Consider the following 26,274-nt stretch of genomic DNA (forward strand, 5'->3'; position numbering starts at 1 on the left):
CAAAGAAAAGTAGGTGCCGCCCCGCACAGGGGCGACGCGTGAAGCGAGCTAACGTCACGCGGATGCCAGCGCAAACCTTAAAACACCGAACAGCAACGCTTGAAGCGGGCAAAACAAAATCGCGGAACGCAGCGCAAACTCAAGCCAACCAAACCTGCCGCGGCCACGAAGCGATAACCCCAACCCACGGATGCCCGCGCAAACAAAACACCCACACCGAAACCCAAAAAACAAAAAGCCGCCCAAAGGCGGCCCTCCCGTGCGGACGCACGCAAAAAACCTTTACTGCACTTTAGCCTTGGACCGAAGGTCCTCCTCAAACGCCTGCAGTTTCTCCTGCTGCATCTGCTGCGCAATTTGAGCCTTCACCTGCTCGAACGGCGGCGGCGGCGTCTGCCGCACATCATCGACGCGAATGATATGCCAGCCAAACTGCGTATGCACCGGCGCATCCGTCATCTGTCCTTTCTGCAGCTTCTCCGCAGCAGCGGCAAACTCAGGCACATAAGCCTTAGGATCCGACCAGTCCAGGTCACCACCATTCTTGCCCGATCCCGGGTCCTTCGAGAACTGCTTCGCAAGATCTTCGAAGCTCGCGCCAGCCTTGATCTTCGCGATCAGATCCTTCGCCTGCTGCTCGTTGTCGACGAGGATGTGATGCAGGTGATACTCCTTGCCGCCAATCTGCTTGACCAGTTCGTCGTACTTCGCCTTCACTTCGGCATCCGTCGGCTGGTTCTGCTTCACGAAGTTTTCGATCAACGCACGCAACACCACCGTCTGCTGCGCAACCGCCACCTGCGCCTTGACGTCGGGCTTCGACGGAATGCCTTCGCGGATCGCTTCCTGCATCAGGATCTCCCGGTTCACCAGTTCTTCACGAACGGCCTGTTGCAGCTTCGGCGAATCCTGTTGACCCTGCTGCACGAGTTGCGCGACCAGCGCATCGGCGCGCGACTTCGGAATCGGCGTGCCGTTCACCACGGCGATGTTCTGTGCAAATGCAGGAGCGGCCGCACATGCAGCCAGCAAGACCCAGTAGCGGGTGTTTTTCAAGGTCATCGGAAGTTTCCTAACGGGACAGCAAATTGAATTCTTCTGGCGTATAAGCCGTGATGGCGAGAGCGTGAATGCCGCGCTGCATGGCATCGGCCAGCGCATCATACACCATGCGGTGCCGCGCCACGCGAGCCTTGCCGGCAAAGGCGGCAGCCACGATCGTCACCGCATAGTGACCGCCCGCCGACGCGCCCGCATGACCCGCATGCAGCGCACTGTCGTCGCGCACGGTGATCGAGTCGACAGGCGCGAGCGCCGATGTAATGCGCGCTTCGATCAGCGCGATGCGCTCGGCAGGACTGGCCTGCAGGAAAACGTCGTCGCTCATGTCACTCTTCCTTCATATACTTCGACAGCCACAAACTCTGCCCGACGATAAACACGACGAGGCACCCCGTCGCGCCGAACAGCTTGAAGTTGACCCACGCATCGGTCGAAAAATTGAACGCGACGAACAGATTCAGAATGCCGAGCAGCACGAAAAAGATCGCCCACACGTAGTTCAACTGGCCCCAGATGCGATGCGGCAACTGGATCTGCTTGCCCATCATCGCTTCGATCAGATTCTTGTTGAACGCCAGCGCGGACACCACCAGCGCCACCGAAAATGCCCAGTACAGCACGGTCGGCTTCCATTTGATGAAGGTGTCGTTGTGCAGCACGAGCGTCGCGCCGCCGAACACGGTGACGACGCCGAGGCTCACCCACAGCATCGGGTCGACCTTGCGGTGCCGGAACGCGACCCACGCAATCTGCACCAGCGTGGCGGCGATCGCGACAGCCGTCGCCGTGAAAATGCCCCACACCTTGTACGCGACGAAGAACAGGATGATCGGGAACAGATCGAACAGGAATTTCATTGTCGGGTTGGGAATCCGGAGAGTGTTGGGCGCATCGTGCGCGCCGTCTGCGATGGTTCGGATGAGATCGGCGCAATGGCGGCGAGAGCCAGTCGGAACCGTCCGAAAAGCGCTGGCCACGCCGACATGACGATCAGACCGCACGCGACGCTATCTGGGCTCGAATTGTAGCGCAGCCGGCTTGGTGCGGTCGTGGAAGCCCGTCGGCGCGGACACGCGCGCAGGGCCGCCGGCTCACGACGAACAGCTCACTTCCAGCGACGACGCCCAGTCGGGCGGCAGTCCCGCATAGGCTTCATGGTCGGGTTGCTCGTCGAACGGACGGCGCAGCACGGTGGCGAGGCGCTCGACCTCGGAGAAATCCTTTTCTTTCGCCTTGCGGATCGCGGCCTCGGCCAGGTGATTGCGCAGCACGTATTTCGGATTCACGCGGTTCATCGCTTCGGCGCGCGCGGCGTCGTCGCGGGTTTCGTGCGACAGCCGCGCGCGATAGCCGGTCGCCCAGGCGTCGAACGCGGCGCGATCGAGAAACAGGTCGCGCACGCTCGTATCGCCGCTCGCGTCGTGCTTCGACAGTTTCGACAGATTGCGGAACGTCAGCGTAAAGTCCGCGCGATTCGCGTGCATGATCTCGAACAGCTGGTTCGCGAGCGCGTCGTCGCCTTCGCGTTGCGTTTCGAGGCCCAGTTTGGCGCGCATGCGCGCTTCGAGCGCGGGCGCAAAGCGCGGCTTGAAGCCTTCGAGCACGCGCTGCGCATCCTGCACCGCGCGCTCGCTGCGCTGCGCATCGTCGTAACGTTCGCCGAACAGGGGCAGCAAACCTTGCGCGAGACAGAACAGGTTCCAGTACGCGATCTGCGGCTGCATCCGGTACGCGTAACGCCCTTGCGAGTCCGAGTGATTGCAGATGTGGTTCGCGTCGAAGCCATCCATGAAGCCGAATGGACCGTAGTCGATCGTCAGGCCGAGAATCGACATGTTGTCCGTGTTCATCACGCCGTGACAAAAACCGACCGCCTGCCATTGCGCGATCAGATCGGCCGTCGACAGCACGGCTTCGTTCAGCAAGGCGAGGTAGGGGTCATCGGCGCCGCGGCATGCCGGGTAAAAGCGGTCGATCACATGATCGGCCAGCGCGCGCAGCGCATCGACACGATCGTTCGCGTAGAAATGCTCGAAGTGCCCGAAGCGCACGAAGCTTGGCGACACGCGCGTGACGACGGCGGCCGTTTCCATTTCTTCGCGGCGCACGGGCTGATCGGAGCCCGTCACGCAGAGCGCGCGCGTGGTCGGAATGCCGAGGTGATGCATCGCCTCCGAGCACAGATATTCGCGGATCGACGAGCGCAGCACCGCGCGTCCGTCGCCCATGCGCGAATAAGGTGTGCGCCCGGCGCCTTTCAGCTGAAGCTCGAAGCGTTTGCCGCCGTGCTCGACTTCGCCGAGCGTCAGCGCGCGTCCGTCACCCAGTTGGCCCGCCCACACGCCGAACTGATGTCCTGAATAGACCGACGCATACGGCAACGAGGCCGCCGGCCAGTCACGCGTGGTATTGCCCGAAAAAAACTCGGCGAAACCCGGCGCGCTCGCCAGCGACGCATCGAAGCCGAGCATCGCCGCGACATCGGGCGCGAAGCCGACGACATGCGGCGCCGGCAACGGCGCCGCTGGCAGACGTGTCAGAAAGACGTTCCCGAGCGCGGCGAAGCTGCCTTCGCGCTGGTTGTCGATGGCGCCTGCGGCCGTCGACATGGAACCCGATAACCCTGCATTGCATGGGGAAAACGACATATTGAGCGCCTCTTTATTAACCGATATTGTAATTCCGCGCCTGCCGCGCTGCAGCGCGCGCATCCGAAGCGCATGGCAAAGCGTGATCGATGTCGAATAACAACGCGAGACAACACAACATCACACCTCTGGGAGACACCCGCGTATGACGACGCCGCTCTATGGACAGATGATGGACGTGCCGCTGACGGTTTCCTCGTTGCTGGCCCATGCGTCACGCCACTTCGGCACGACGGAGATCGTATCGAAGCGCATCGAAGGCGACGTGCATCGCTACACGTACCGCGATTGCGAGCGGCGCGCGAAGCAGCTCGCGCAGGCGCTGATGGCGCTCGGCGTCGAAGCGGGCGACCGGATCGGCACGCTCGCCTGGAACGGCTACCGGCATCTGGAAACCTACTACGGCACGACGGGCTTCGGTGCCGTGTGCCACACGATCAATCCGCGCCTCTTTCCCGATCAGATCGCCTATATCGTCAATCACGCCGACGACCGCTACGTGCTGTTCGACATCACGTTCGCCGCGCTCGTCGATGTGCTTGCGCCGCAGTGTCCAAACGTGCGCGGCTGGATCGCGATGACGGACGAAGCGCACATGCCGCGCATGTCGACGGCCGCGTCGAGCTATGAAGCGCTACTCGCGCAGCACGACGGCGCATTCGACTGGCCGGAACTCGACGAACGTTGCGCATCCAACCTTTGCTACACATCGGGGACGACGGGTAATCCGAAGGGCGCGCTGTACTCGCATCGCTCGACCGTGCTGCATGCGTTCGGCGCGTCGCTGCCCGATGCGATGGGCCTGTCCGCACGAGATTCCGTGCTGCCCGTCGTGCCGATGTTCCATGTGAACGCATGGGGCATTCCGCACGCCGCGCCGCTGACGGGTGCGAAGCTGGTGTTTCCGGGCAAGGATCTCGACGGCAAGTCGCTGTATGAGCTGATGGAGGCGGAGCGCGTCACGTATTCGGCGGGCGTGCCGACCGTGTGGCTCGGCTTGCTGAACCACTTGCGCGAAGCCGGCGTGAAGTTTTCGACGCTACAGCGTACGGTGATCGGCGGTTCCGCATGTCCGCCTGCGATGCTCAAGATGTTCCAGGAAGTCTATGGCGTCGAGGTGATTCACGCGTGGGGCATGACGGAGATGTCGCCGCTCGGCACGCTCGCGAAGCTCACATGGGAGCAGTCGCAGCGCTCGCCCGACGAGCAGCGCAAGCTGCGCGAAAAGCAGGGCCACGTGATGTACGGCGTCGACATGAAGATCGTCGGCGACGACGGGCGCGACCTGCCGTGGGACGGCGTCGCGTTCGGCGATCTGCACGTGCGGGGGCCGTGGGTGATTGACCGGTACTTCCGCAGCGATGCGTCGCCGCTCGTCGACGGCTGGTTTCCGACGGGCGACGTGGCGACGATCGACAAGGACAGCTTCCTGAACATCACCGACCGCAGCAAGGACGTGATCAAGTCGGGCGGCGAGTGGATCAGTTCGATCGACGTCGAGAACGTCGCGATTGCGCATCCCGCCGTCGCGGAAGCGGCGTGCATCGCGTGCTCGCATCCTAAGTGGACAGAGCGGCCGCTGCTGGTCGTCGTGAAACGTCCGGACGCCGACCTGACGCGCGACGACATGCTGGCGTTCTACGAAGGCAAAGTCGCGAAATGGTGGATTCCCGACGACGTCGTATTCGTCGACGAACTGCCGCATACGGCAACGGGCAAACTGCAAAAACTCAAGTTGCGCGAGCGCTTCCGCGACCACGTGCTGCCGTCGGCGCTCGACATCGAGAACTGCCCGTTCGACGAGAAAGAAGGGCACGCCCTACGGCACGTGAAAACCGATCTGTCGTAGACCTCGGGTTTACGCCATCGCCGCACGCATCATTTGAATTTGAACGATCGTGCTTTTTTGTGTATTCTGCCTGCTATCGCAAACGAACGGCGAAACAGCGGACAATGGTTCGGGTGTTCCCATCCGGACTGCGCCTGTCAGGCGCGTCCGCATCGCATGGAGGCAGGCAGATGGCAGTGGACTACACGACACACGACGGCGTCGCCGTCATCACGCTGAATAATCCCCCCGTCAACGGCCTCGGCCTGTCGACGCGCACGGGCATCATCGAAGGCGTCGAGCGCGCGCAGGCCGATCCCGCCATCAAGGCGATCGTGCTGACGGGCGCGGGCAAGGCCTTCTCGGGCGGCGCCGACATCACCGAATTCAACACGCCGAAAGCGCTCCAGGAACCGACGCTAATGACAGTCATCAAGGCTGTCGAAGGCAGCGCGAAGCCCGTCGTCGCGGCGATCCACAGCGTCGCGATGGGCGGCGGACTGGAACTCGCGCTCGGCGCGCACTATCGCGTGGCGGCGCCCGGCGCGCAGATCGCGCTGCCCGAAGTGAAGCTCGGCATCCTGCCCGGCGCGGGCGGCACGCAGCGTCTGCCGCGCGCGCTCGGACTGGAAGCCGCGCTCAACATGATCGTGTCGGGCACGCCCGTGATGTCCGAGAAGCTCGCGGGCACGCCGATTTTCGATGCGCTGATCGAAGGCGATCTGATGGAAGGCGCGCTGGCGTTCGCGCGCAAGGTCGGCGCGCAAAGCGGTCCGCATCCGAAGATTCGCGAGCGCAAGATCGAGCATCCGAACGCCGCGGGCTTCATCCAGTTAGCGCGCAACAGCGTCGCGGCCGTCGCGAAGCAGTATCCGGCGCCGCACAAGTGCATCGACGCCGTCGAAGCGGGCGTGCTCAAGGGCTTCGAGCAAGGCATGAAGGTGGAGCGCGAGTGCTTCCTCGCGCTCGTACAGACGCCCGAAAGCCGTGCGCTGCGCCATGCCTTCTTCGGCGAGCGCGCGGCGAGCAAGATTCCCGATGTGCCGTCCGACACGCCCGTACGCGACATCAAGAAGGTGGCGGTGATCGGCGCGGGCACGATGGGCGGCGGCATCGCGATGAACTTCATCAACGCGGGCTTGCCCGTCATGCTGCTCGAAACGAAGCAGGACGCGCTCGATCGTGGTCTGGCTACGATCCGCAAGAACTACGAGGCGACCGTCAAGAAAGGCAAGCTGACGTTAGACGCGCTCGAGCAGCGCATCGCGCTGATCACGCCGACGCTCTCGTACGACGACCTCAAGGACGCCGATCTCATCATCGAAGCCGTGTTTGAAGAACTCGGCGTGAAGGAGCAGGTATTCAAGCGCCTCGACGAAGTCGCGAAGCCGGGTGCGATCCTCGCGTCGAACACGTCGACGCTCGACCTGAACAGGATCGCCGCTTTCACGAAGCGCCCGCAAGATGTGGTCGGCATGCACTTCTTCAGTCCGGCCAACGTGATGAAGCTGCTCGAAGTGGTGCGCGGCAAGGACACGGCGAAAGACGTGCTCGCCACCGTGATGAAGCTCGCGAAAAAGATCAAGAAGACGGCCGTGGTGTCGGGCGTCTGCGATGGCTTCATCGGCAACCGGATGATCGAGCAGTACATCCGCCAGGCGCTCTTCATGCTCGAAGAAGGCGCGCTGCCCGCGCAGGTCGACAAGGCCATCGAAAAATTCGGCTTCGCGATGGGCCCGTTCCGCATGAGCGATCTCGCGGGTAACGATATCGGCTGGGCAATCCGCAAGCGGCGTTATCAGGAGCACCCGGACATGCATTACTCGAAGATCGCCGATCGCCTGTGCGAGACGGGGCGCTTCGGGCAAAAAACGGGCGGCGGCTGGTACGACTACAAGGCGGGCGACCGCAATGCGTATCCGTCGAAGCAGATCGACGAGATGATCGTCGCGTATTCGAAGGAACTCGGCGTCGAACGGCGCAAGCTCTCCGACGACGAGATCGTCGAGCGTCTGGTGTTCGCGCTCGTCAACGAGGGCGCGAAGATTCTCGACGAGGGCATCGCGTCGAAGCCGTCGGATATCGACATGGTCTATCTGACGGGCTACGGCTTTCCGCTCTGGCGCGGCGGCCCGATGCTGTATGCGGATACCCTCGGCCTCTACAACGTCGAGCGCGCGATCCGCCGTTATGCGGCCCAACCGAACGGCGACGCCTGGCAGATTGCTGCGGGCATCGTCGAGCGGGCGGCGCAGGGGCGCGGCTTCAATAGCTGAACGCGCACGCACCGCCGTCGCGAGACAACAGGAACAGTGATGAAAGATGCCCGTGACGTTCTGCTCGTCGTCGATGTGCAGAACGACTTCATGCCGGCCGGCGCGCTCGCCGTCGCGCGCGGCGACGAAATCGTGCCGCTCGTGAACCAGATCGCGCGGCGCTTCAGCCACGTTGTACTGACGCAGGACTGGCATCCGCCGTCGCATGTTTCGTTTGCCGCGAATCACGCAGGCCGCCAGCCGTTCGAGAGGATGACCCTGCCGTACGGCGAGCAGGTGCTGTGGCCGACGCACTGTGTGCAGAACACGCCAGGCGCCATGCTGCACGCGGCGCTCGATATTCCGCATGCGCGCGCCGTGATTCGCAAGGGGCATCACGCGGGTGTCGACAGCTATTCGGCGTTTCTCGAAGCCGATCGCACGACGCCGACGGGACTTGCCGGCTATCTGCGCGATACGGGCGTGACGCGCGTGTGGTGCTGCGGGCTCGCGACCGACTATTGCGTCGCGTGGTCGGCGCTCGACGCGCGCGCGGCGGGCTTCGAGGTCGTCGTCATCGAAGACGCGACCCGCGCAATCGATCTGAACGGTTCGCTCGACAAGGCTTGGCGCGAGATGCGCGCCGCCGGCGTCGAACGCGTGCAATCGGCGGACTTGCTTGTCTGAGCCGGCGCCACGCAAGGCGAACCACACACACTCTTTGAAAATTTGCAGGAGACATGCATGACTGACGCCGTAATCGTATCGACTGCCCGGACGGGTCTCGCCAAATCGTGGCGCGGCGCGTTCAACATGACGCACGGCGCGACGCTCGGCGGCCACGTGACGCAGGCTGCCGTCGAACGCGCGAAGATCGACCCGGCGCGCGTCGAGGACGTGATCATGGGCTGCGCGAATCCCGAAGGCGCGACGGGCTCGAATATCGCGCGACAGATCGCGCTGCGCGGCGGGCTGCCCGTGACCGTGCCGGGCATGACGGTGAACCGTTTCTGCTCGTCGGGCCTGCAGACGATTGCACTTGCCGCGCAACGCGTGATGGTCGGCGAGGGCGATGTGTTCGTCGCGGGCGGTGTCGAGTCGATCTCGTGTGTGCAGAACGAAATGAACATGCACATGCTGCGCGAAGGCTGGTTGACGGAACACAAGCCGGAAATCTACTGGCCGATGCTGCAAACGGCCGAGACCGTCGCGAAACGCTATTCGATTTCGAAGGAGCGTCAGGACGAATACGGCGTACAGTCGCAGCAGCGCGCGGCGGCGGCGCAGGAAGCGGGGCGCTTCAACGACGAAATCGTGCCGATGACGGTGCTCGCCGGAATCGCGGATAAAGCAAGCGGGCGCCTCTTCACGAAGGAAGTGACGATCGCGGCCGACGAAGGCATCCGCGCCGACACGACGCTCGAAGGCGTGTCGAAGATCCGCACGGCGCTGCCGGGCGGCGTGATCACGGCGGGCAACGCGAGCCAGTTTTCGGATGGCGCGTCGGCGTGCGTCGTGATGAACGCGAAGGTCGCGGAGCGCGAAGGCCTGCAGCCGCTCGGAATTTTTCGCGGCTTTGCGGTGGCGGGCTGCGAGCCCGACGAAATGGGCATCGGCCCGGTGTTCGCCGTGCCGAAGCTGTTGAAACAGGCAGGTCTCAAGGTCGACGATATCGATCTGTGGGAACTGAACGAGGCCTTCGCCGTGCAGGTGCTGTATTGCCGCGACAAGCTCGGGATTCCGAACGAACGCCTGAACGTCAACGGCGGGGCGATTGCGGTGGGTCATCCGTATGGCGTGTCGGGTGCGCGTCTGACGGGCCATGCGCTGATCGAAGGCAAACGGCGCGGCGCGAAATTCGTCGTGGTGACGATGTGCATCGGCGGCGGGCAGGGCGCGGCGGGCTTGTTCGAAGTCGTCTGAGCGCGCTTTCGCGTAGCGACTCTGCGCGGATATGTCAGCCCGCGTGCGAAAGCGCGCGGGCTTTCTGCTTTCTTTACTTGCTACATTCTGGCTTTGCCTTACCAGGCTTTGCCGTGCGTCACCGCTGCTTCGTTTTGTGCAAAGCTTCCGCGCGATGGACAGCACGTTTGCCGCTTTTTTCGCTTTCGACTTCGTAGTGCACGTCGTCCTTCGATGCGGCCACCGTATGACCATCCAGTTCCGAGTGCGTGGTGATCGCGCGGACGATCTTGCCCCTTGTCATGCCCTGTGGCGTGTTCCAGTCGACGCGATCGCCCGGTTTCAGATCATGCTTCATGCCGTTCTCCCGACAGGTTGAATGATGGCGAATACTGCATCCGTTGTTCCCGTTTCCGCCTCATTTCCGTGACAGCGCGTGAATGACGAATGCCTGTCAGGCACACAATTCGCTGCTTCGTCCACCCACACATCCGCCAGACGATAAGGAGAACAATCATGCGAATGCGGGTTGCTTGCGTTGCTGTGATGGGGGCAACGGCGTTGTCGATCGCATCGGGAGCGGCGTCGGCGCAATCGCAGGCCTACACCAATCAGCCTGTCTACCTGTACGCGGGACCGGCGCAGGATTACCCGGTCGTCGCGCAATTGCCTTCCGGACAACCCGTGGCCGTCTATGGCTGCGTGAGCGGCTACACGTGGTGCGACGTGGCGATCGCGCAGGCGCGCGGGTGGGTTTACGGCGGTTACCTGACCTATCCGTATCAGGGCAGCGATGTCCCCATCATGGACTACGGGACGGTGATCGGCCTGCCGCTGATTACCTTTTCGATCGGCTCTTACTGGGACCATTACTATCGCGGGCGCCCGTGGTACGGCGACCGTGGACGCTGGGCAAACCATCCGCCGCCGCCGCACCGTCCGCCACCGCCGCCGCCCGGTGGGAACCGGCCGCCGTCCGCGTCGCCCGCGCCGCCGCCTCCGCCCGGGCCATCCGCCGCCGGGCATGGACATCGGCCCGGCCCGCCGCAGCAGGGCGAGCGTCCGCCGCAAGGGCAGCCACCGCAACAAGGCGGCCGTCCGCCGGTCCAGGGCGGCAATCCTTCGGGACCGCCGCCTGCTCACGGCGGGGAGCATCCACCCGGGCCGCCGCCCGCGCAAGGCGGCGGACATCCGTCCGGGGGGCCTCCCGGCGGCGGAGGCAACGCCCGGCCGCCAGCGCCTTCGGGGCACGGCAACGAAGGCCCGAATCACTGATTGCGATGCCGTCCGCAGCCGTTCGCTGCACTACAGGCCGCTGAGGTTGCCCGTCGGCAGCGATAGCGTGCCCTGGTCGATGAAGCGCGTGCCGCCCGTGACGCCGCCAGCGAGCCGGCCCCGCAGCACATACGGAAGTTGCCCCGACTGCGCGCTGTCGGCGAAGGCGAATGCCTGGCGGACGACAGTGAAGGCGGGCACCGTCAAGGGCACGCCGATCACGGTTTCGCCGAAGCGCGGCACAGTGCCGCTCTGATCGCTGACGCCGCTCGCGAATGGCTTGCCGTTCAGATCGAGTTCGACGGAAACGCCGTTGAAGTCGACGGGCGCTTCGTTCGGATTCTGTACACGCAGCTTCAGAATGAAGCGCATCTCCATTCCCTGGCCCTCGAGCGGCTCGATCCCTGCGACGTTCACACGCAGCGGATTGCTGCCGAACATGCCCGCGCAGCCGCCAAGCGCCAGCAGCGCAGCGAACAACATCAGCACACGGGCGAAGCGCGCAGCGCGGTCGGCGATCATGGTCGTGCTCCTCTCGAAAGGGACGCGCGAATAGGCGCGCGTCGTATGCACTATAGCGGCGCAGGGCGCTGAAGCGGGCGCAATCGCGCGCCGGTGCGGCACGCTTTGCCCGCCGCCACGGCGATGAGACAATCGCGGCGCCCTCGGCGCGCAGCCGGTTCGCGCCGAACCAGGACGGTCCCCGCGCGTGCGTGCGCGCCGTTTCGTTGTACCGTTCGGCTCGTCCCGGGGCAAGACAGACGCACGACAAACCGTATGAAACCGAAAATCGAAACAATCGTTCTTGGCGCCGATCTCGCCGGCACGTTCATCTTCGCGATCGAGGGCGCGGTGGCAGCGATGCACAGCGGCCTCGACCTGCTCGGCGTGATGGTGATCGCGTTCGTCGCGGCGCTCGGCGGGGGCGTGACGCGCGACCTGCTGATCGGCGCAACGCCGCCCAACGCCATCCGCGACTGGCGCTATCCCGCGTTGACGTTCGCAGCGGGCCTGCTCACGTTCCTCTTCCACGCCAACGCGCAAGGCTTCCCCGAGTTCTGGCTGATGGTGCTCGATGCGGCGGGCCTGTCGCTGTTCGCTGTGGCGGGCGTCGAAAAGGCGATGCTGTACCGCATCCGCCCGTTCGTCGCGGCGCTGATGGGCACGGTGACGGGTGTTGGCGGCGGCGTCATCAAGGATGTGCTGCTCGCGCGCATTCCGTCCGTGCTCGTCACCGATATCTACGCGACGGCGGCATTCGTCGGCGCAATCGTGGTGCTGAGCGCGCGCCGCTTCGGCCTGTCGCCGGCGCTGGCGGGCGTGGCGGGCGGCGTCGCGTGCTTCGTGCTGCGCGTGGCCGCGGCGACGCATGGATGGCATCTGCCGCGCGCGCAGCCCTGAACGCGGCGCACAAGCGCACCCGCGAGCAACCCGCGCGGGACGCCAGGCTACTTCAATCCGCCGACGATCTTTTCCATCTCCGTTTCGCTGAACGCGCGCATCGTCGCCGTGCGCACGTTGCCTTGCGCGGCGAGCGCGAGGCCGAGACGGGTCGTGGTCTCGTCGTCGGGCGACTCGAACGAGATCACGAGGTCGTACGCGCCGAGCGTCCAGTTCACCGTGCCGACCGTCACGCCCATCGCCTTGCTGGCTTCGCGAAACGCGCGTGCCCGGTTGACGGTATCTTTCGCGGTGCGCACACCCTGATCGGTCCAGTTGACCAGCATGAGGTAAGTGGCCATGTTGTCCTCGTGAAGTGAATGCAGATGATCCGCGCACGATGCGGCGGCGCCCGGCGAGAAAGGCGAGCGTGCCCACGGCGCGGGCCGTTTTCCATGCGTGCATAAGGCGGCAAAGAGGAAGGAAGACAAGGCGGCCGGGGGGCGGCGAGCCCGCGCGCTGGAGAAGGAATGGCCGCAGGTTGAAGGCGCCCGGTTTCGCGTTGCGCGTGAGCGCTGCCTGCGCACGGCCGGGCTGATTGCCTGAAAAGTATAGGCGACACAACGCGCCGTGACGCGGCCGATCGCACGGGTAGTGTGTGCGTTTTTCCTATGCCATGCAGCTTGATTCATCGCCTCGCGCAGTGCAGGTATCATCTGGCGAAGCGTGTTTCATCCGTGTCCAGCATGGGTTCCGTGCGGGCCGCGGCGCCATGTCAACAGCAAAGGTGAACGTCTTGATTCGTCATATCGTGATGTGGAAGTTGCAAGCGGGGGAAGGCCGGACGCGCGAGCAAAACGCGTTGGTGCTGAAAGAAAAACTGGAAGCCTGTCGCGATGCCGTGCCGGGCATCGTGCACCTCGAAGTCGGTATCGCGACACCCGGCCTCGACTCGACGTATGACGTCGTGCTCGTCTCCGATTTCACCAACAAGGCGGCGCTGGACGGGTATCAGGTGCACCCCGTGCATCAGGACGTGAAGGCATTTCTCGCGCCGATCCGCGAGGCGCGTCAGGCCGTCGACTACGAACTCTGAACGCATATGACCGACTCTTCCAGCAACACGCTGGTGATCGAAAGCCCGTTTATCGATCACCTCGGCGTGCAACTCGTTTCGGCCGGCGACGGCGCCAGTGAAGTCGTGCTGCCGCTGCGTCCCGAGCATCTGAACACGTGGGCCGTGTCGCACGGCGGCATCACGATGACACTTTGCGACGTCGCGCTCGCCATGGCCGCGCGCAGCCTCGCGGCCGACGGCGTCGGCGTCGTCACGGTCGAAATGAAGGTGAACTTCATGCAGCCCGGCAGCGGCGAGTTGCGCGCGACGGGCCGCGTGCTGCATCGCTCCACCACGATGGCCTATTGCGAAGGCGAGATCCGCGACAGCGAAGGCCATTTCGTCGCGAAGGCGCTCGGCACGTTCAAGTACATGCGGCGACTCGCCGTTGGCCGCGAAGTGCGGCAGCAGCGGCTGCGCAGCGATCCGTCGGCGAAGCCGGGGCCGAGCGACGGCTGAACGCCGCGCCGCGCCTTCGCCCCGTACTTCATACCCGACATTCTCCGGAGACAAACTCATCATGAGCCAGCTCAATCGCCAGATTCTGCTCGTGTCGCGTCCGCAGGGCGCGGCATCCGCTGACAACTTCAAGCTCGTCGAAACGCCGCTCGCGCCGCTCGCCGATGGCGAGGTCCGCGTGCGCAATCACTATCTGTCGCTCGATCCATACATGCGCGGCCGCATGAGCGACGCGAAGTCCTACGCGGCGCCGCAGCCGCTGAACGAGGTGATGATCGGCGGCACGACGGGCGAAGTGGTCGAGTCGAAGAACGCGGCTTTCAAGCCCGGCGACAAGGTGGTCGGCATGTTCGGCTGGCAGGAATTCGGTACGTCGGACGGCAAGAACCTGCGCAAGATCGACGACACCCATGTGCCGCTCTCCGCGTATCTCGGCCCCGTCGGCATGCCGGGCGTGACGGCGTGGTACGGCCTGAACCGGATCATCGCGCCGAAGGCGGGCGAGACGGTGGTCGTCAGCGCGGCGAGCGGAGCGGTCGGCAGCGTCGTCGGACAACTGGCGAAGCAGGCGGGCGTGCGCGCCGTCGGCATCGCGGGTGGTCCAGACAAGTGCCGCTATGTGGTCGAGACGCTGGGGTTCGACGCATGCGTCGACTACAAGGCGGGCAATCTTTATCAGGACCTCAAGGCGGCGACGCCGGACGGCGTGGACGGTTGCTTCGAGAATGTCGGCGGCGAAGTGCTCGACGCGACGCTCGCGCGGATGAACGCGCATGGCCGCATTGCGTTGTGCGGCTTCATCGCGGGTTACGACGGTGCGCCTTTGCCGCTCAGGCATCCGGCTTTGCTTCTCACACAGCGTCTGCTGGTTCAGGGCTTCATCGTCAGCGAGCATCTGGACGAGTGGCCCGCCGCGCTGAAGGAACTCGGCACGCTCGTCGCCCAGAAGAAGCTGCAGTATCGCGAGACCGTCGCGCAAGGCCTGGAAAACGCACCCGAAGCGTTTCTCGGCATGCTCAAGGGGCGCAACTTCGGCAAGCAGCTCGTCAAGCTGATCTGAGACGGCGCAAACGGGAACGCGCCACGCGCATTTGCTCATCGAGGGAAACGGCATGTTCGAGTTCGACGGCAAAGTCGCCGTGATTACAGGCGCGGCGAGCGGCTTCGGCCGCGCGTTCGCGGAAAAGGGCGCGTCGCTCGGCATGAAGCTCGTGCTGGCGGATATCGACGCGAACGCGCTCGCACAAACTGTCGATGCGCTGCGCGCATCGGGCGCCCAAGCCATCGGCGTGCAAACTGATGTGTCCGACGGCGCACAGGTTCAGTCGCTCGCGGATGCCGCGCTCGCAGCCTTCGGCAAGGTGCATCTGCTGTTCAACAATGCCGGCGTCGGCTCCGGCGGCTTTCTGTGGGAAAGCTCGGCGAACGATTGGGCATGGGTGTTCGGCGTCAACGTGATGGGCGTCGCCCACGGCGTGCGTATCTTCACGCCCATCATGCTGAAGCAGAAGGAGCCGGCGCATATCGTCAATACGGCATCGGTTGCGGGGCTGTTGTCGCCGCCGTCGATGGGCATCTACAACGCGTCGAAGCACGCAGTCGTGTCGCTGACGGAGACGCTGTATCACGATCTGCAAAACGCGGGCGGCGAGGTCGGTTGCTCGCTGCTGTGTCCCGCGTTCGTGCCGACGGGCATCGCGGATGCCGAGCGTGCGCGTCCCGAGTCGCTGCGCAACAGCGCCGAGCCCACGCGCTCGCAGCTCGCCGCCGACAAGCAACTGCAGCGCGCGGTGCGATCCGGCAAGCTGGGCGCGGCGGACGTCGCGGCGCTGACGTTCGACGCGATCGCCGGGCGGCGCTTCTACATCCTCACGCATCCCGCCATTCTCGCGACGGTGCGGCTGCGGCACGAGGACATCGAGCAGCAGCGCAATCCGACTGATCCGCTGTCGCTCAAACCCGAGGTCAAGGAAGCGCGCTAGCGCGCCCGGTCGAGCGTTTCAACGCGTGTTCGTGGCATCATGGCGCGCTCATTCAACCGTGCGGCGCGTGCGCGCCGTCGTCCAACCATGCCGTTGAATCCGAAGATCGAGCAGGTGCTCGACATGATCGCGCGGGCAAAGCGCCCCGCTTATCACGATCTGACGCCGCAAGCGGCGCGCGCGTCGTACGAGAAGAGCGCGCCGATACTCGAAGTGCCCGCGGCGCCGATGTTTTCCGTCGACGACATCGACGTGCCGATGCGCGACGGCGCGTCCATTCGCGTGCGTCTCTATCATCCCGCCGAGCCGCAATGGGCCAATCCCGTGCCCGCGCTCGTCTACTATCACGGCGGCGGCTTCACGGTCGGCAGCGTAAACACGCACGACGCGCTCTGCCGGATGTTCGCGCGCGACGCGCAATGCGCGGTGATGTCGGTCGACTACCGGCTCGCGCCGGAGCACAAATTTCCCACCGCTGTCGACGACGCGTTCGACGCCCTCGAGTGGCTGCACGACAACGCTGCGCTCTACGGCATCGACGCGAGCCGGATGGCAGTCGGCGGCGACAGCGCGGGCGGCACGCTTGCCACCGTATGCGCCGTGCTCGCCCGCGACGCAGGCATTCCGCTCGTGCTGCAACTGCTGATCTATCCGGGGACGACGGGTCATCAACAGACCGACTCGCACGCACGCCTCGCGGATGGTTATCTGCTGTCCGGCGACACGATCCAATGGTTTTTCGAGCAATACCTGCGCGATGCCGACGACCGCCACGACTGGCGTTTCGCGCCGCTCGACGGCACGCGCGGCGCGCCTGCATTGCACGGCGTGGCGCCCGCATGGATCGCAACGGCCGAATACGATCCGTTGAGCGATGAAGGCGACGCCTATGCGCACAAGCTGCGCGAGTCGGGCAATGCCGTCGCGTTCACGTGTTACGCGGGCATGATTCACGAGTTCTTCAAGATGGGCGGCTACGTGCCCGACGTCGCCATCGCGCATGCGGACGCGGCGGCCGCATTGCGCGCCGCGTTCGACATCGACTGAAAATGAGCGGCTGTTTCGCCTTCAGGCGATATCGAACGTGAAACTGCGCTCGTAATCCCCGGGGCGCACGACGCGATGCGAGCCGTTGTCGTCGCTGCGTTCCAGCGCCGCGACGCTCAGCCGTCCGTTCTGCGCCAACACCTGCACGGCCGTCGTGCCGCGCGTGCCGTAATCGGGCGTATCGATAAAGGCCGCCGACAACGCGCGTTCGCGTTCGAGCGAAATGCCCGTCGCGGGCAATTCGTCGTCGCGGGCGACGTGCGGGTCGCGCATCAGACCGATCAGCGTCGCGAGCGGCGGACGGGCTTCGCCGGCGAGCGCCTGGGCAAGCTCGGCGCGCTTGCGCACGAGTTTCGGCCAGGGCGTGTCGAGCACCGCGTTCGAAATGCCATGTGTGCCCGGTGCGAGCAACATTGGCGCGGCGGGCGAGCGGTTGCAGTACCAGGCGAGTTCGCGCCGCGTCCAATCGCCGACGAGCAGATTGAAGCCGTTGTACATGTCGCCGTCCCGTGCGACGCGCAACAGATAGTCGAGCGGTGCGCCGCTTTCGATACCGTGATCGCCCGACAGCCAGTTGCTCACCAGCGTGCCGCGCGTCGGCGCATCGGCGCGCATTTCGCTGGGCGCGCGATAGTTGGTGAGCGCAGCAAAGCGTCCGTCGCGCGTCATGCCGAGCCACGTGCCGCCGCCGATCAGGTCTCGACCCGCCAGCAGATTCGGCGCGTCGGCCCACCAATGCATCGGTTCGGCCGTGCGCTTGAGGAATTCGTCGCGATTTGCCGCGAGCGTGAACAGCGGACCGTCAGACGCTTCGGGGCGCCAGTCGAACACGATCAGACACATCGGCAGAAGTCTTGGTAACGAGAAGGCGTGAATACGGCGGGAACACGCCGCGCCTAATATCCGGCAAGGAAGGCGCGGCGCCGTGCGGATGTTGCTGGGCGCGTCAGACTTCCGTCGGCAGCGCGTAAGGCAGGGGCAGGAAGGTCAGCGCGGGGCCATCCGCGGCACCCAGATGGACGCTGCCGTTTTCGAGCGCGGCCAGCTTGATTTCGACGAGTGCATCGACGCCGCCGTCCGGCGCGGCCGCCGTGTTGACGAGCATGCCGCACGGCTGGCCCGGATCGTCCGAATGAAACAGTTCCGCGCCCGGCACGACGCTTTCCGTTTCACCCGCTACATTCGCGAGCGACATGCGCCGCTTGATCGTGCCGCGATACTGGCTGCGCGCCACCACTTCCTGGCCGGGATAGCAGCCTTTACGGAAATTGACGCCGCCGAGCACGTCGAAGTTGATCATCTGCGGCACGAACTGTTCGGCCACGCGCTGCGTGATACGCGGCTCGCCCGCGCGGATGTCGAGCCAGTCCCACACGGCGGGGGACACGCGCCGCAGTTTGGCCTCCAGCGCAGGCAGGCGGGCTTCGACTTCGGCTTTCGGTCCAACCCACACGTACCGCAGGCGGCCCGCCGCATCGGGCACGCGCACCAGCGACCCGGCTGGCCCGTCCACCTTGACGTGCACGCCGTCGGGAATCGCGTCGAACACGCCCGAGAGCGCGCCTCGCACGTCACCGGCAAGGCCGATGGCGAGTGTAGTCTCCGAAGCGTCGCCCAGCTTCGCCTTGGCGCGCAGCACGAACATCGACAGACGCTTTTGCACGGCGGCCTGCACGTCCTTCGACACCAGCATGCGGATCGACTCGCCGCTGCACCATACCAGGAACGACGCCAGCAAGCGGCCTTTCGGCGAGCAGTAGCCGGCGAGGCGCGCCGTCGCGGCATCGAGATGCTGGGTGTCCGCCGTGAGCTGCGAGTGCAGGAAGGCAGCGGCGTCGTCGCCCGTCGCGTCGATCACGCCGAACTGCGGCAGCGGCATGAACGCGCCGCCCGACAGGACGGCGTCGAACTCGTCGCGCGCGGGGCGCGCAAACGCAGGAAGCGAAACGGCAACGTGAGCAGGAGCGGGGGCAGCAGTGCCGGGAGCAGAAGCAAGCGGTGCGTTCATGGATTCGGGGAACAGTCAATTCTGACTTTGGCGGAGGCAAGCAAGTATTATATTGGCTTCACCCGAACCACGTTTCCATGTCCCTCCTGAAGAAATGCCTCATCGCCTGCGTCGTGCTCGCGATGCTGCTCGCCGCCGCGACGTACGGCGCATACCACTGGGCCACCACGCCCGTCCCGCTCGCCGCCCCGCAACTCGATGTCACGATCAAACCGCACAGCAGCTTGCGCAGCGTCACGGCGCAACTCAACCGTGGCGGCGTCCCCGTCGAGCCCGAACTGTTCGTGATGATGACGCGCGTGCTCGGGCTGCAGTCGGCGCTCAAGTCGGGCAACTACGAATTCAAGCAGGGCATCACGCCGTACGACGTGCTGCAGAAGATCGCGCGCGGCGACGTCAACGAGTACGTGGCGACGATCATCGAAGGCTGGACCTTCCGGCACATGCGCGCCGAACTGGATGCGAATCCGGCGCTCAAACACGATACGGCGGGCATGTCCGACGCGGATCTCCTGAAGGCGATCGGCGCGCCCGAAACGCCCACGGGCACGGGCGAAGGGCTGTTCTTCCCGGATACCTACCTGTTCGACAAGGACACCAGCGACCTCGACGTCTACCGCCGCGCATACCGGCTGATGAAGCTGCGCATCGACGAAGCGTGGGCGGCGCGCGCGCCGGGCCTGCCGTACAAGACGCCGTACGATGCGCTGATCATGGCGTCGATCGTCGAGAAGGAAACGGGCAAGGCATCCGACCGCCCGATGGTCGCGGGGGTGTTCGCGAACCGTCTGCGCGTCGGCATGCCGCTGCAGACCGATCCGACCGTGATCTACGGAATGGGCGAGAGCTACACGGGCCATTTGCGCAAGAAGGACCTGCAGACGGACACTCCTTACAATACCTATACGCGGATGGGCCTGCCGCCTTCGCCCATCGCGCTGCCGGGCGTTGCGTCGCTGCAGGCCGCGCTCAATCCGGCGCAGACCAGCGCGCTGTATTTCGTGTCGCGCGGCGACGGCAGCAGCATCTTTTCTGACACGCTCGGCGATCACAACAAGGCCGTCGACAAATACATTCGAGGTCAATGATGGCTCGGGGAAAATTCATCACGTTCGAGGGCATCGACGGCGCGGGCAAGACCACGCATCTCAGCTGGTTCCGTGACCGGCTGGAGCAGAAGCTCGCGCCCGTCGGCCGTTCCGTTGTCATGACGCGCGAGCCGGGCGGCACGAAGCTCGGCGAGTCGCTGCGCGACATCCTGCTGCATCAGGCTATGGACCTCGAAACCGAGGCGCTGCTGATGTTCGCCGCGCGCCGCGAGCATCTCGCGCAGGTGATCGAGCCGGCGCTCGCGCGCGGCGACTGGGTGCTGTCCGACCGTTTCACCGACGCGACCTTTGCTTATCAGGGCGGTGGGCGCGGCCTGCCGCGCGACAAGCTCGAAGCGCTCGAGCGCTGGGTGCAGGGCGGCTTCCAGCCGGATATGACCTTGCTGTTCGACGTGCCGCCTGAAACAGCCAGCGAGCGCCGCAGCGCGGCGCGTGCGCCGGACCGGTTCGAGAGTGAATCGGACGCGTTTTTCACCCGCACCCGCACCGAGTATCTGCGCCGTGCCGAAGAAGCGCCTTACCGGTTCGATATCATCGACTCGACGCGCAGCATTGCTGAAATTCAGAAGCATCTTGAAGATTTGATCGTATCTCTTTGAATTTACGCCGATATGAGCTCATTGAATATCAGTGAGCAATGCTCGGCCGATACATCAAAAACACTCTTCAACCTATTGAACTAAAAGACAAAAGATGATTTATCCGTGGCAAACCGACGACTGGAACCGCCTGCAGCAACTGCGCGCCCACTGGCCGCATGCGCTGCTGCTTCACGGGCAGGCCGGCATCGGCAAGCTGCGCTTTGCCCAGCATCTGGCGCAGGGGCTGCTGTGCGAATCGGCGCTGCCCGATGGCCAGCCGTGCGGCACCTGTGCGGCGTGCACCTGGTTCAAACAGGGCAATCACCCGGACTACCGGATCGTGCTACCGGAGGCGCTCGCCGCGGAAGCGGGCTTCACCAGCGCCGCGGCCGATGAAAAGGCCGAGAAAGCGGGCGCCGACGCCGACGAAGGCGGCAAGAAGACACGCACGCCCAGCAAGGAAATCAAGATCGAACAGGTGCGGGCGCTGCTGGACTTCTGCGGCGTCGGCTCGCATCGCGGCGGCGTGCGCGTCGTCGTGCTGTACCCCGCCGAGGCGCTGAACGTCGCCGCCGCCAACGCGCTGTTGAAAACGCTGGAAGAGCCGCCCGCGGGCGTCGTGTTCCTGATGGTGTCGGCGCGCATCGACCGGCTGCTGCCGACCATCATCAGCCGTTGCCGCCAGTGGCCGATGACCACGCCATCGTCGCAGGCCGCCACTGCGTGGCTCGCGCAACAGGGTGTCGACGACGCGCCGGGCCTGCTGGCCGAAGCCGGCGGGGCGCCGCTCGCCGCGCTGGCGCTCGCCAGCGACGAAAACCGCCCGTTGCGCGACTGGACGCTCAAGCAACTGGCGGCCGGCCCCAATTGCGATGCGTTCGCGTGCGGCGAGACCTTGCAGAAGCTGCCCGTGCCGCTCGTGCTCGGCTGGCTGCAGCGCTGGATGTACGATCTGCTCGCCCAGTCCACGGTGGGCGCATCGGGCACGCCGCGTTATTTCCCGGCCGCATCGGCGGCGCTCTCGCGTTGCGCGGCGCAGGCCGACGCGAACGGTTTCGCGCGCTTCATGCGGACGGTCACGCGGCAACGCGCGGTCGAAAACCATCCGCTCAACGCGCGGCTCGTGTTCGAAGAACTGTTTCTCGGTTATCGCGACCTGTTCGTCCAGTAGCCAGATCCATTCGCAGCGCGTGAAGCACCACCGTTTTCAGCCCATTCCATCATCGACATCGACATGACTCTTCAATACCGCGATGCCACGCTCGACGATCTGCCCGCCATCGTCGCCATCTACAACTCGACCGTGCCGTCGCGGCAAGTCACGGCCGATCTCGAACCCGTCAGCATCGACAGCCGCCGGGCGTGGTTCGAGGCGCACGGTCCTGAGAAGCGTCCGCTGTGGGTCGTCGAAGATGCGGGACGGGTGATTGCATGGCTGAGTTTTTCCGACTTCTACGGACGGCCCGCCTATCAGCGTACGTCCGAAGTCAGCATTTATCTGGACGAAGCCGCGCGCGGCAAGGGGCTGGGCAAGAAACTGCTGGCAGCCGCGCTGGAAGCCGCGCCGAAACTGGGTATCGATACGGTGCTCGGCTTTGTATTCGGCCACAATGAGCCTAGCGTGCGACTGTTCCAGGCGTTCGGCTTTGCAGCATGGGGCACGCTGCCGCGCGTCGCCGTGCTGGATGGCGTCGAGCGCGATCTTGTCATCCTCGGCAAGCGTCTGGACGGCGCGCAATAGGCCTGTCGCGGTACGGCTCGCCTCAAACCTCACCGGATTTTTCGCAGGACTTCACCATGTTCGTCGACTCCCACTGCCATATCAACTTCGAAGGACTCGGCGACCGTCTGCCGCAAGTGCTGGACAACATGCGCTCGCATTCGGTCACGCACGCGCTGTGCGTGTCCGTCGACTTCGAAACGCTGCCGTCCGTGCTGGACATCGCGCGTTCGTACGACAACGTCTATGCGTCGGTAGGCGTGCACCCGGACCACGAGGATGCACGGGAGCCGACAGTCGCCGAGCTGGTCGAGCTGGCGCAGCATCCGAAGGTGGTCGCGATCGGCGAGACGGGGCTTGATTATTACCGCCTCGAAGGCCGCTCGATCGACGACATGGAGTGGCAACGCGAGCGCTTTCGCGTGCATATCCGCGCCGCGCACCAGACGGGCAAGCCGCTGATCGTGCATACGCGCGCGTCGTCGGCGGACACGCTGCGGATCATGGCCGAGGAACGCGCCAGCGTGCCGGGCGGCGTGATGCACTGCTTCACGGAGCCCTGGGCCGTCGCTGAACAGGCGCTGGCGCAGAATTTCTACATTTCGCTGTCGGGCATCGTCACCTTCAAGAGCGCGACGGACGTGCAGGACGTCGCGCGCCGGGTGCCGCTCGAGCGTCTGCTGATCGAAACCGACTCGCCGTACCTCGCGCCCGTGCCGTATCGCGGCAAGCCGAATGAACCTGCGTACGTCAGTTATGTCGGAAGGTTCATCGCGCAGCAGCGCGAGATGCCGGACGAAGCGCTCGCGGCAGCGACCAGCGAGAACTTTTTCCGTCTGTTCAAGATTCCAGCGCCGGCCGGCGTTTGAAGTGAAAAGTACGTAGTATCAAAAGGATAGGAAATTTTCCTAAAGCAACACATGAAAAAATATCTGACCGAGGGCCATCACGGCGCAGCTGCCATCCGCTCAGCCGGCCTGCGCCACACGGTGGCGAAACTGACGCTGGCAGCGGGTGTCGCGCTCGCGACGCTCGGCGCGCTGCCAGCGTACGCCGCACCCGCCGACACGATGATCAAGGCCGTCAAGTTCGACGACGTGAAGGAAGTGAAGAAGCAGCTGGCGAACGGCATGGACCCGAACATGACCGACAACCAGGGCATTCCGCTACTCGTGATCGCCGCGCGCGAAAAGTCGGACAAGGTGGTCGCCGCCCTCATCGACAATCCGAAGACCAACATCGAGATTCTCGACAAGGCAGGCGAAAACGCGATGATGATGGCCGCGCTGAACGGCGACATCGACATCGTGAAGCAGCTGATCGCCAAAGATGCCGAAGTCAACAAGAAGGGCTGGGCGCCGTTGCACTACGCGGCGGCAAACGGCAACGACGACATCGTCAAGCTGCTGCTCGATCATGACGCGTACATCGACGCCGGTTCGCCGAACGGGACCACGCCGTTGATGATGGCGTCGCGCGGCGGCCATGTGTCGACCGTGAAGCTGCTGCTCGACAGCGGCGCCGACCTCAACGTGAAAAACCAGCTCGGCCTGACCGCGCTCGATTTCGCCAAACAGTACAAGGAGCCCGATGTCGTCGAAGGGCTGACGGCGCGGCTTCAGCAGATGCAGAAACAGGCCCCGCAGGCGCCCCAGTAACGCTGCAAAACAGTGCAAAATAGCAGCTTGGGCGCGGGTCACCACGCGCCTGAATTGCAGCCGGGACGGGTGGCCAAAACCGCGCGGCGAAGACCGCCGGACACCGTCTGGTTCCGGGCTCACACCAGGAAGGAAAAAACATGCTGCGGGTTTTGATTTGCTTCGGCGCGCTCGCTGTGCCGTTGACGGCTGCCGCGTTTACGGGGGGCGATCTCAACAAGCTGTGCACGAAGACCGACGTGGCGTCGCGTAGCGCGTGTGCGGCCTATATCGAAGGCGCTGCCGACGGTGTGTTCAACACGATCGACGCGATCGGCGGGACGACAGGCCCGCGCGTCGGCCAGTATTTCTGCCTGCCGCCCGAAGCGCGCTCGCAACAACTGACGGACGCAGTGCGCAAGTACATCGCCGACAACCCGAACGTGGCGGGCTACAACGCCAGCACGGCCGTCTCGCTGGGGCTCGGCAAGGCATTCCCCTGCAAGTCGGGCAACTGAGCGGCGGCCGCTTTTCGTTTTCGTCGCCAGGTCTGGTTCGTCGCGATTCATCCCGACGCGCGCCGTGCTCGCTGCACCGCGCGCGTTTTCTGCTTTTTTCTCGGCAGTCGACGCGTTGTAGGCACCGTTCCAAACCGGTCTTTTGGCCTATGCCGTCCGGCTTCGCACAAATGTGCAACTGATCGGGCGCAACCGCGGTCTTACCAGCACTGAACAATGCGCGCCGGCCACGGCAGACCGGCCGCGCCAACCAGAGCGGAGGGACAGCAACATGGGCCGACTGATCGTCGTGTCGAATCGCGTGGCAACGCCAACGGAGACCAAAGGCTCCGCGGGGGGGCTCGCGGTCGGCGTTTTCGGCGCACTGAAGGACGCGGGCGGCGTGTGGTTCGGGTGGAGCGGAGACGTCGTCAGCGAAACAGTCGCCAACGCCGGGCCGACGCTCGACGTCGACGGCTCCGTGACCTTCGCGACCACCGGCCTCACGCGCAAGGACTACGACCAGTACTACCGCGGCTTTTCGAACGCGACGCTGTGGCCCGTGTTCCACTATCGCAACGACCTCGCGCGCTACGAGCGGGAGGAATACGCGGGCTATCGCCGCGTCAACGCGTGGCTGGCGCACAAGCTCATCAAACTGCTGGAACCGGACGACATCATCTGGGTGCATGACTATCACCTGATCCCGTTCGCCGAGGCGCTGCGATCCGAGGGCGTCAGGAACCGCATCGGTTTCTTCCTGCACATTCCGTTTCCGGCGCCGCAGATTCTGCTGAACATCCCGCCGCACGAAGAACTGGTGAAGTCGCTATGCTGCTATGACCTGCTCGGTTTTCAGACCGACAACGACGAGCTCGCTTTTCACGACTATCTGCGCCGGCACGCGCGCGGCACGGTGTCGAGCGATGGCCGCGCCGAAGCGTTTGGCCGGCAATTGCGTACGGGTGTCTATCGGATCGGCGTGTTTCCCGACGAGATCGCCGAACAGGCGAAGCGCTACGAAAGCCGTCAGCATGTACTCGACCTGAAGCAGAGCCTCGAAGGGCGCAAGCTGATCATGAGCGTCGACCGGCTCGATTATTCGAAAGGGCTGGTCGAGCGCTTCCGGGCCTTCGAAGCGTTGCTGGAGCGCTCGCCCGAGTGGCGCGGCAACGTCACGCTCGTGCAGATCGCGCCGCCCACGCGCTCCGATGTCACCACCTACCAGGACATCCGTCAGCAACTGGAGTACGAAGCAGGGCGCATCAACGGAAAGTACTCGGGTCTCGATTACACCCCGATCCGCTATCTGAACCAGCAGTACGACCGCTGGAAACTGATGTCGCTGTTCCGCGAATCGCAGGTCGGGTTCGTCACGCCTCTGCACGACGGGATGAACCTCGTCGCGAAGGAATATGTCGCGGCCCAGAATCCGGACGATCCCGGCGTGCTGGTGCTGTCCATGTTCGCGGGCGCGGCGGCCGAGCTTGAAGGCGCATTGATCGTGAATCCTCATGATTCGCTCGGCATGTGCGACGCATTGCAGCGCGCGCTCTCGATGCCGCTCGACGAGCGCAAGCGGCGCCATGATCTGGATATGCAGGCACTGCGCAAAAACGATCTGGGCGTGTGGCGCGATTCGTTCCTGCGCGATCTGCGCAGCGTCCCCACACCAGCGCCGTTGCCCGATAGCGGCCGCGAAGGGCGGGCGCAGACAAAGAAGGCGGGACGCGGCTGATGCGGCGCAGGCATCCATTCGAAATCCAG

Annotated in this window: 29 protein-coding genes; 20 read left to right on the top strand and 9 right to left on the bottom strand. The window is 64.7% G+C overall.

Going from position 1 to position 26,274, the window contains the following annotated elements; all coding sequences use genetic code 11:
* Positions 1-296, top strand: a 296-nt coding sequence (locus KFO72_RS20845) for a hypothetical protein (RefSeq protein WP_225032912.1), incomplete at its 5' end; no start/stop codon positions are given.
* On the opposite strand, the gene KFO72_RS20850 is transcribed toward KFO72_RS20845, so the two are convergent.
* The 4 genes from KFO72_RS20850 to KFO72_RS20865 form a co-directional block, all read right to left on the bottom strand.
* A complete protein-coding gene (locus tag KFO72_RS20850; RefSeq protein WP_054930466.1) occupies positions 283-1,062 on the bottom strand; it encodes a peptidylprolyl isomerase in 780 nt (259 codons plus the stop codon). The genes KFO72_RS20845 and KFO72_RS20850 overlap by 14 nt on opposite strands.
* A 10-nt stretch (positions 1,063-1,072) precedes the next feature.
* Positions 1,073-1,387, bottom strand: coding sequence for a BolA family protein (locus KFO72_RS20855; RefSeq protein WP_060600826.1), 315 nt, complete (start codon positions 1,385-1,387; stop codon positions 1,073-1,075).
* A gap of 1 nt (position 1,388) precedes the next feature.
* The gene (locus tag KFO72_RS20860) at positions 1,389-1,919 is read right to left on the bottom strand and encodes a septation protein A (RefSeq protein WP_007585925.1); all 531 of its coding nucleotides are present in this window, start codon (positions 1,917-1,919) and stop codon (positions 1,389-1,391) included.
* A gap of 234 nt (positions 1,920-2,153) precedes the next feature.
* Positions 2,154-3,710 (bottom strand): protein adenylyltransferase SelO, encoded by a 1,557-nt coding sequence (locus KFO72_RS20865; protein WP_225032913.1) that lies wholly within the window; start codon positions 3,708-3,710, stop codon positions 2,154-2,156.
* 145 nt (positions 3,711-3,855) lie between these two features.
* Here KFO72_RS20865 and KFO72_RS20870 point away from each other — a divergent pair, with 145 nt between their 5' ends.
* From KFO72_RS20870 to KFO72_RS20885, 4 genes are all read left to right on the top strand, one after another.
* Positions 3,856-5,559 (top strand): 3-(methylthio)propionyl-CoA ligase, encoded by a 1,704-nt coding sequence (locus tag KFO72_RS20870; RefSeq protein ID WP_060600828.1) that lies wholly within the window; start codon positions 3,856-3,858, stop codon positions 5,557-5,559.
* A 170-nt stretch (positions 5,560-5,729) separates the two neighbouring features.
* Complete coding sequence (locus tag KFO72_RS20875) at positions 5,730-7,814, top strand: 3-hydroxyacyl-CoA dehydrogenase NAD-binding domain-containing protein (RefSeq protein ID WP_225032914.1); 2,085 nt, start codon at positions 5,730-5,732, stop codon at positions 7,812-7,814.
* A 39-nt stretch (positions 7,815-7,853) separates the two neighbouring features.
* Positions 7,854-8,480 carry a bifunctional nicotinamidase/pyrazinamidase gene (gene pncA / locus KFO72_RS20880; RefSeq protein WP_225032915.1) on the top strand — a complete coding sequence of 209 codons (627 nt, stop codon included), beginning with the start codon at positions 7,854-7,856 and terminating at the stop codon, positions 8,478-8,480.
* 57 nt (positions 8,481-8,537) lie between these two features.
* On the top strand, positions 8,538-9,716 hold the full coding sequence (locus tag KFO72_RS20885) for an acetyl-CoA C-acyltransferase (RefSeq protein WP_060600837.1): 1,179 nt from the start codon (positions 8,538-8,540) through the stop codon (positions 9,714-9,716).
* 118 nt (positions 9,717-9,834) lie between these two features.
* On the opposite strand, the gene KFO72_RS20890 is transcribed toward KFO72_RS20885, so the two are convergent.
* The gene (locus KFO72_RS20890) at positions 9,835-10,053 is read right to left on the bottom strand and encodes a DUF2945 domain-containing protein (RefSeq protein WP_224102567.1); all 219 of its coding nucleotides are present in this window, start codon (positions 10,051-10,053) and stop codon (positions 9,835-9,837) included.
* Between the two features lie 158 nt (positions 10,054-10,211).
* Between KFO72_RS20890 and KFO72_RS20895 the strand changes: the two genes are divergently transcribed.
* On the top strand, positions 10,212-10,970 hold the full coding sequence (locus KFO72_RS20895; RefSeq protein ID WP_225032916.1) for an SH3 domain-containing protein: 759 nt from the start codon (positions 10,212-10,214) through the stop codon (positions 10,968-10,970).
* A gap of 30 nt (positions 10,971-11,000) precedes the next feature.
* Here the strand turns inward: KFO72_RS20895 and KFO72_RS20900 are convergent, their stop codons facing one another.
* Positions 11,001-11,492, bottom strand: coding sequence for an LEA type 2 family protein (locus KFO72_RS20900; RefSeq protein ID WP_060600845.1), 492 nt, complete (start codon positions 11,490-11,492; stop codon positions 11,001-11,003).
* Between the two features lie 255 nt (positions 11,493-11,747).
* Here KFO72_RS20900 and KFO72_RS20905 point away from each other — a divergent pair, with 255 nt between their 5' ends.
* Complete coding sequence (locus KFO72_RS20905; protein WP_060600847.1) at positions 11,748-12,371, top strand: trimeric intracellular cation channel family protein; 624 nt, start codon at positions 11,748-11,750, stop codon at positions 12,369-12,371.
* 47 nt (positions 12,372-12,418) lie between these two features.
* On the opposite strand, the gene KFO72_RS20910 is transcribed toward KFO72_RS20905, so the two are convergent.
* Positions 12,419-12,712 carry a GYD domain-containing protein gene (locus KFO72_RS20910; RefSeq protein WP_036005252.1) on the bottom strand — a complete coding sequence of 98 codons (294 nt, stop codon included), beginning with the start codon at positions 12,710-12,712 and terminating at the stop codon, positions 12,419-12,421.
* A 434-nt stretch (positions 12,713-13,146) separates the two neighbouring features.
* On the opposite strand from KFO72_RS20910, the gene KFO72_RS20915 reads away from it, so the two are divergent.
* The 5 genes from KFO72_RS20915 (at position 13,147) to KFO72_RS20935 (ending at position 16,955) form a co-directional block, all read left to right on the top strand.
* Positions 13,147-13,446: a Dabb family protein gene (locus tag KFO72_RS20915; protein ID WP_054930479.1), complete on the top strand. Its 300-nt coding sequence runs from the start codon at positions 13,147-13,149 to the stop codon at positions 13,444-13,446.
* Positions 13,447-13,452: 6 nt separating this feature from the next.
* A complete protein-coding gene (locus KFO72_RS20920; RefSeq protein WP_054930476.1) occupies positions 13,453-13,926 on the top strand; it encodes a PaaI family thioesterase in 474 nt (157 codons plus the stop codon).
* Positions 13,927-13,987: 61 nt separating this feature from the next.
* Positions 13,988-14,986, top strand: coding sequence for an NADP-dependent oxidoreductase (locus tag KFO72_RS20925; RefSeq protein WP_060600853.1), 999 nt, complete (start codon positions 13,988-13,990; stop codon positions 14,984-14,986).
* Between the two features lie 52 nt (positions 14,987-15,038).
* Positions 15,039-15,908, top strand: a complete 870-nt coding sequence (locus KFO72_RS20930; protein ID WP_225032918.1) for an SDR family oxidoreductase — start codon at positions 15,039-15,041, stop codon at positions 15,906-15,908.
* Between the two features lie 87 nt (positions 15,909-15,995).
* A complete protein-coding gene (locus tag KFO72_RS20935; RefSeq protein WP_225032929.1) occupies positions 15,996-16,955 on the top strand; it encodes an alpha/beta hydrolase in 960 nt (319 codons plus the stop codon).
* Positions 16,956-16,976: 21 nt separating this feature from the next.
* Here the strand turns inward: KFO72_RS20935 and KFO72_RS20940 are convergent, their stop codons facing one another.
* Together KFO72_RS20940 and KFO72_RS20945 are read right to left on the bottom strand one after the other, a co-directional pair.
* Entirely contained in the window at positions 16,977-17,798 is an 822-nt protein-coding gene (locus KFO72_RS20940; RefSeq protein ID WP_225032919.1) for an NRDE family protein, read from the bottom strand.
* Positions 17,799-17,901: 103 nt separating this feature from the next.
* Positions 17,902-18,963 carry a YgfZ/GcvT domain-containing protein gene (locus KFO72_RS20945; protein WP_225032920.1) on the bottom strand — a complete coding sequence of 354 codons (1,062 nt, stop codon included), beginning with the start codon at positions 18,961-18,963 and terminating at the stop codon, positions 17,902-17,904.
* 77 nt (positions 18,964-19,040) lie between these two features.
* On the opposite strand from KFO72_RS20945, the gene mltG reads away from it, so the two are divergent.
* The 8 genes from mltG (at position 19,041) to otsA (ending at position 26,245) form a co-directional block, all read left to right on the top strand.
* Positions 19,041-20,051 (top strand): endolytic transglycosylase MltG, encoded by a 1,011-nt coding sequence (gene mltG / locus KFO72_RS20950; RefSeq protein WP_060600866.1) that lies wholly within the window; start codon positions 19,041-19,043, stop codon positions 20,049-20,051.
* Positions 20,051-20,671: a dTMP kinase gene (gene tmk / locus KFO72_RS20955; RefSeq protein WP_054930483.1), complete on the top strand. Its 621-nt coding sequence runs from the start codon at positions 20,051-20,053 to the stop codon at positions 20,669-20,671. Before mltG ends, tmk begins: the two co-directional genes overlap by 1 nt.
* 94 nt (positions 20,672-20,765) lie before the next feature.
* Positions 20,766-21,824 carry a DNA polymerase III subunit delta' gene (locus KFO72_RS20960; RefSeq protein WP_054930484.1) on the top strand — a complete coding sequence of 353 codons (1,059 nt, stop codon included), beginning with the start codon at positions 20,766-20,768 and terminating at the stop codon, positions 21,822-21,824.
* 63 nt (positions 21,825-21,887) lie between these two features.
* Positions 21,888-22,394, top strand: a complete 507-nt coding sequence (locus KFO72_RS20965; RefSeq protein ID WP_062915360.1) for a GNAT family N-acetyltransferase — start codon at positions 21,888-21,890, stop codon at positions 22,392-22,394.
* A gap of 56 nt (positions 22,395-22,450) precedes the next feature.
* Positions 22,451-23,242, top strand: a complete 792-nt coding sequence (locus KFO72_RS20970; protein WP_054930486.1) for a TatD family hydrolase — start codon at positions 22,451-22,453, stop codon at positions 23,240-23,242.
* Between the two features lie 51 nt (positions 23,243-23,293).
* Complete coding sequence (locus KFO72_RS20975) at positions 23,294-24,031, top strand: ankyrin repeat domain-containing protein (protein WP_225032921.1); 738 nt, start codon at positions 23,294-23,296, stop codon at positions 24,029-24,031.
* Positions 24,032-24,171: 140 nt separating this feature from the next.
* Positions 24,172-24,528, top strand: a complete 357-nt coding sequence (locus KFO72_RS20980; RefSeq protein ID WP_036005290.1) for a Rap1a/Tai family immunity protein — start codon at positions 24,172-24,174, stop codon at positions 24,526-24,528.
* Positions 24,529-24,799: 271 nt separating this feature from the next.
* Positions 24,800-26,245: an alpha,alpha-trehalose-phosphate synthase (UDP-forming) gene (gene otsA / locus KFO72_RS20985; RefSeq protein WP_062915358.1), complete on the top strand. Its 1,446-nt coding sequence runs from the start codon at positions 24,800-24,802 to the stop codon at positions 26,243-26,245.
* Positions 26,246-26,274: the final 29 nt, after the last annotated feature.

The organism is Paraburkholderia sp. XV (assembly GCF_020177535.1).
Lineage (GTDB): Bacteria > Pseudomonadota > Gammaproteobacteria > Burkholderiales > Burkholderiaceae > Paraburkholderia > Paraburkholderia caribensis.